The following is a 5,173-nucleotide window of genomic DNA, read 5'->3' as shown; positions in this document are numbered from 1 at the left end:
GTCCTCTGTCGTCGGCCTATCGGCAAGGACTCGTCGCCTCGTCCACTACCCGAAAAGATAGCTGACACGGAATACTCGTGCTTCGCGAGCCGCCCGCCGATTCGCGTATAATGGCGCCCCGATTCATTCCCCATCGGGCCCCGGCTCTTGCCATTGCATCGGTGCACCTGCGGCACCATTGGGTGCACACGGCTCCTTCCCAGCCCCATCTGGCCCGTCATGCCAGGGGAGATGGGAGCGATCACTGGTACCGGCGCGTCCTGAACTTCCCATCCTCCTAGGCATTCCCCATGAGACATTCTCGATCATTCCTTTTCGGAATTCTTTTTTCTCGCTGGCCATACCCGATGCGGTGCAAGCGGAAACGTGGACGGACAACACCGGGCAATTCAAGATCGAAGCCGAATTCGTGGGCGTCGAAGGCCGATCGATCGTCTTGCGTCTGGCCGACGGTTCGACAAAGAACGTTCCGATCGAACGGTTGAGTGACGCCAGTCGCGAGCGCGCCAAAGCGTTGTACGAGGCCGCGAAATCGAACCCGGCCACTGCCACCAAGCCAATGGTCGCCAAGCCCGCGACCGCAGGTGCATCATCCGGATCGGCGACACCGTCGGTCGCTCGCGGCGACAACGACTTCGCACCCGCCGTCCCGCCGGTCTCCCCGATGCCGGACTTCCCCGACAACGGTTCGCTGCAGCAGACCGTCGACTTCGTGATCGAGCAAGTCGTGGCGGGGCATCCCGAAGTCTTCTGGTATGCCTTGCCGGCCGAAGTCCGTCGAGAAGTTGACAGTGACGAGGTCCGTGCGGCGATGCGTCCGGCGATCGAAATGCAAGTCGAAGCGCAACAGCCGATTCACGAGGTGGCCAACAAAGTCTGTGAGATTCTGATTCGACAAAAACAGTTCATCTTAAACACGCCGATGATGAAAATGGCGCCGCCGCAAGTGACTCAGATGGTTCAGCCGCTGTACGATCCCGCCAGCGGGCTGATCTACGAGGTGGTTCAGTGCGTGTTCGATTCCAAAATGATCGTCGACGATTCGGTCACCAGCTTTGTCGATCATTACGGACCACGGATCGGCGGACACCTGCATGTCTTGGTCCAGGCAGCACCGCCCGGGATGATCGATCAGTTCACCAACACGATCGTCGTCAATCAGATCGACGATTCGAGTGGTACGATCACGGTGCCCAAACAAGGCGGCGGAACAACAGTCGTTGAAATGGTCGCTTATGGCGGACGTTGGATGCCGAAAGACTTCGTCGCGACGTGGAAAGAAAAAGGCGGCACGATGGCCAGCGGAATGGCGGAGCAATTCGAAAGCAATCAAGCAGCCTTTCAAGCCTCGCAGCAACAGATGGCCCAAGCGACCGGGATGATCGCCGGCATGGCCAACCAATTCCTCCAGCCGATGCTGGACGCCAAGACCCAGCAAGAATTCGACACCGCGCTGACCCAAGCGATGCTCACCGCCAGCATGATGCAAAACAACGGAGCCCCCGGCCTGGCACCACCGCCCGCGGCACGAAATCCGGCGTTCGGGCAATAGCGAAGTCGCCATCCAAACGATCGACCGTTAACGTTTTCCCCACCGTCGCACGTGGGGAAGGTTGCGGTACAGGAACCAATTGTAAAAACGTCTCGGCAGGACACGACGCAGGGCCGAAAACAAGACCGCGTCGAGACTTCCGTAGACTCTCAGCGGTGGAGACTTCCGCCGCATCACTCGGATGACTTTCAGCGCGACCGAATCGGGCGTGGCGAGCGCTCGATGCATTGCCTTGGCAATGAATTGTTCCATGTGATGATAGTGCTCGTGGTACGGATTCTGGTGATCGTCCGAGGCGTCTGCGCTCAATGTCGTGTACGGCACCTTTTCGAAAGCGTCGGATCGCATGAACCCCGGTTGGACGAGCGTGACGGAAACGTTCCACGGCTTGACTTCGTAATACAGCGCTTCACTGGCTCCCTCCAAGGCGAACTTGGACGCCGAGTAGACGGACATCGTGGGCATCGCCATCATGCCGCCTACCGAGGAGATGTTGATAATCTTGCCACGCCGTTTTTGACGCATCCCCGGTAACACGCAACGCGTCAATTCGATCGGTGATCGAAAGTTGATGTTCATTTGGTGCAGCCGCTCCGGTTCGGTGACGTGCTCCACACAGGATCGATAGGCCACACCGGCGTTGTTGATCAGCACATCGACACCGCCCAGCGTGGACGCGATCTCGTTGACGATGCAAACCCGTTGCTCCGCGTCGGTGATGTCCAGAGGACGAATCCAGACGTCGTCGCGCTCGACAATCCCCTGCTCGCCGAATCGATGCAGCGACCCTGCCCGCGCCGTTAGAACCAGGTGCAGATTCTGCTTGCGTTGCTCGTGCAGCAGACGGCGAGCGATCGCGAGCCCCAAGCCGACCGAAGCGCCGGTCACCAAAACGACTTGCCGGTCACTCATGAGTCGGTCGTCCGTATCCGCACGGGAGGAACGGTGCATTGACCGTGTGTCTTATCGTTTTCTGAGTTTCTCAAGGTCGTCCCAGTGGATCATGGTGAGGCTGATGGGCTCGATACGACCTTTCCGTCGCCCGTGAGCGGGAGAGTGCTTGTCCGGAGACGGGGCAAAGCGTGTACCTGACTCGATGATGGGCCGGATACATGACGATTAGAGTGTCGATGTTTTCGTTAAATCGCCTTCACGGGATCGTCAGGGCCTTTCGCCCTCCGTCGTCGCCAGACGAGATGCGAAATCGTCGTGCAAGGTGCCAGGAATTCAGGCACGATCGTGGTTCGCGGGCGTTTCTGCCCACCACGCGCCGGGACGTGCCGGCAACGATGGATGCATCGTCGACCCACGCTCCGAACCCGAAAATGAGGCTGTGGCAGAACGCGAGTTTCAGGTTCCCTGGTGCCGCCGGAAACACGGATGCTTGCACCGCGCTCGACAAGGGTTTAAAAATAGACGGTACGCCTATTTTGGAGGCGGTTCCTTTCATCCATCTGGGGAGCGTGCAGATGTCGCCGAGAATTCATGGGTTTCTGCTGGTTGCGTTAGCCGTTGCCGTCGGACGAGCGAGCGGACAGGAGGTCATCCCGACGACGGATCAACGCGAACGTTGGAACGCCGTGTATCAACAGGAAGCGGCGCAGTACCAGATGTTTCGACACGGTGACGACACCGAAGAGCTGCAACTCGTGCCGTCTCCCCTGCTGACCTTTACCAATCCGGTGCGGGTCCGCGATACGCATGGAGCCGCGTTTGTCTGGACGAGTGATGGACGGCCCGAAGTCGTCGGCGCGATCTGGTCGGTGATCTCCCCAGACGATCCCGCCAAACGACGTCTGTCGCATGAGTTTCATTCGCTTTCGCTTGCCCCGATCAGCTCCAAGCACGAGCCGCGTCAAAGCCGGCGTGGCGTGGTCCCAGATTGGAACGCGCGCGACCCCGGTATCAAGCCCGCTGCGATCCCCGACGCGTCTCCGCCGGCGCCGACGGCAACGCTCCGCTTGACCCAGATGCGACGTTTGGCAAGACACTTTGAAGCGACCATTCCTCCGGGACTCGGCGACGGACAAGGTTCGCTCAGGCTGCTCGCACAACCGATTTATCGTTATCAGAGCGAACGCCATGAGATCATCGACGGTGCGGTGTTTGCATTCGTGATGGGGACGGATCCCGAGTTGATTCTGTTGATCGAAGCGGTGGAGTCCGACGGCGGTCACCAGTGGCGGTTTGCCGCTGCCCAATTGAGCCAATTGCCCCTGCGTCTGGACTACAAGGGCAGCCGGGTGTGGGAATGCGAACGTGAGGTGCCGTTCGTGGGCAACCTTCCTCACTTCTTGTACTGGGGCGTTTCCGCCCGCGACCGTGTGATCGACTAGTGAAATCCGACCTTGCTGGGCCATCTGCATTCCCATGCCGACGATCAGTCCGCGTGGCAGCGTTGCGGTAAAACTGATTCGGCCCGACCAACTGGCCATGTTGTCGGCCGACCGGCGTGAAGTTTGGAAAGAACGTTTTCGCGCCGAAGCAAAAGCCGCGGCACGTTTTGATCACGAACACGTCGTCACGATCTGCGACGTCGGTGAAGTCGAGGGGACGCTGTATTACTCGATGCAATTCATCGAAGGCTGCAGCTTGTCACAGATGGTCGGCGAGAGCCCGATCGAGAACCGCCGTGTGGCCGAGTGGCCCCGCATGTTTCGCAAGATGAAAGCGAAGCTCAAAGCCGGCCAGACGCCCGAAGTGACCAACATCACAATCGTCGTGATCGAGCCTCACCCGTTCTGCGTCCCCGGCTTTTTCCCGAACAGTGATCGCAAGCCTTTGATCTTCGTGAGCACCAGTTGGCCATTGCGCTGTGTCCCTTCGCCGGTCAGCTCGATCGGTGTCCCGCAGTGGTAGGCCAAATTGAAATCGTGGAAATCACGGAATTCGATCTCCACGCGAACCGGCAATCGGCCCGGGACGTCGACGAAAAAGATTTTGGCTTCGTTCAAGTCCTCGGACAGCCTCAATCGCCCCTGGACCGTGATCGTTCCCGATTCGTAGCGCACCCAGCTATCGAACGAACGCTCGCGGAACGGCGTGTAATCGGATCCGTCGAGCCCGGGCAAGGGCTGATTCGATTGCCCGAACGAATCGATGTTGATACCGAATTTCTGCAACAAGACCAGGTGAAGCCGACCGAGTTGTTGATTTTCGGCATAGCGGACATAACGCCCGGTCTTCAATCGGCCGCCGCCCTGACCGGCAAGGATGATCGGCACCCGTTTGACCGTGTGGTTGTCGCTGTGTCCCATGCCGGAACCGAACAACACAACACTGTGATCCAACAAGGAGCCGTTGTGGTCCTTGTAAGATTTCATTTTGTTGAGCAAGTAATCGAATTTCTCCATGTGCCAAAGGCTGATCTTCAGCAACGCGTCCAGGTTGGACCGTGAAAAGTTCCGGAAGAAGTGCGACAGGTAGTGATGCTGTTCTTTGATGCCCAGGAAATCAAAGATCATCCGACTGTTGCTGTTGCCGAGCATGTAGGTGACGCATCGCGTCGAGTCGGTCCAGAGCGCCAGGGCGATCAAGTCGATCATCGATTCGACCTGTTCGTTCAGGTTGGCCGGGGCAAGCGGCCGCTCGATCGTCGGAATCGGGATCGTTTTCTTCGTT

Annotated in this window: 4 protein-coding genes; 2 read left to right on the top strand and 2 right to left on the bottom strand. The window is 58.7% G+C overall.

The features are described from left to right. Positions 1-352 precede the first annotated feature (352 nt). Entirely contained in the window at positions 353-1,552 is a 1,200-nt protein-coding gene (locus tag ABX749_RS20950; RefSeq protein WP_372897688.1) for an SHD1 domain-containing protein, read from the top strand. Between the two features lie 27 nt (positions 1,553-1,579). Here the strand turns inward: ABX749_RS20950 and ABX749_RS20945 are convergent, their stop codons facing one another. Continuing rightward, positions 1,580-2,464, bottom strand: a complete 885-nt coding sequence (locus tag ABX749_RS20945) for an SDR family NAD(P)-dependent oxidoreductase (RefSeq protein WP_372897687.1) — start codon at positions 2,462-2,464, stop codon at positions 1,580-1,582. Positions 2,465-3,021: 557 nt separating this feature from the next. Between ABX749_RS20945 and ABX749_RS20940 the strand changes: the two genes are divergently transcribed. After that, the gene (locus tag ABX749_RS20940) at positions 3,022-3,888 is read left to right on the top strand and encodes a hypothetical protein (RefSeq protein WP_372897686.1); all 867 of its coding nucleotides are present in this window, start codon (positions 3,022-3,024) and stop codon (positions 3,886-3,888) included. A 396-nt stretch (positions 3,889-4,284) separates the two neighbouring features. On the opposite strand, the gene ABX749_RS20935 is transcribed toward ABX749_RS20940, so the two are convergent. Beyond that, positions 4,285-5,173 (bottom strand): DUF1552 domain-containing protein (locus tag ABX749_RS20935; RefSeq protein ID WP_372897685.1); only part of this gene is annotated, 889 nt, incomplete at its 5' end.

This window comes from Stieleria sp., assembly GCF_041595215.1.
Lineage (GTDB): Bacteria > Planctomycetota > Planctomycetia > Pirellulales > Pirellulaceae > Stieleria > Stieleria magnilauensis.
This window is presented reverse-complemented; position numbering and strand designations above follow the sequence as displayed.

What these genes read in the sequence shown, in the direction of transcription:
- ABX749_RS20945 (WP_372897687.1), bottom strand. Translation starts at nt 2,464, where the DNA reads ATGAGTGACCGGCAAGTCGTTTTGGTGACCGGCGCTTCGGTCGGCTTG.
- ABX749_RS20940 (WP_372897686.1), top strand. Translation starts at nt 3,022, where the DNA reads ATGTCGCCGAGAATTCATGGGTTTCTGCTGGTTGCGTTAGCCGTTGCC.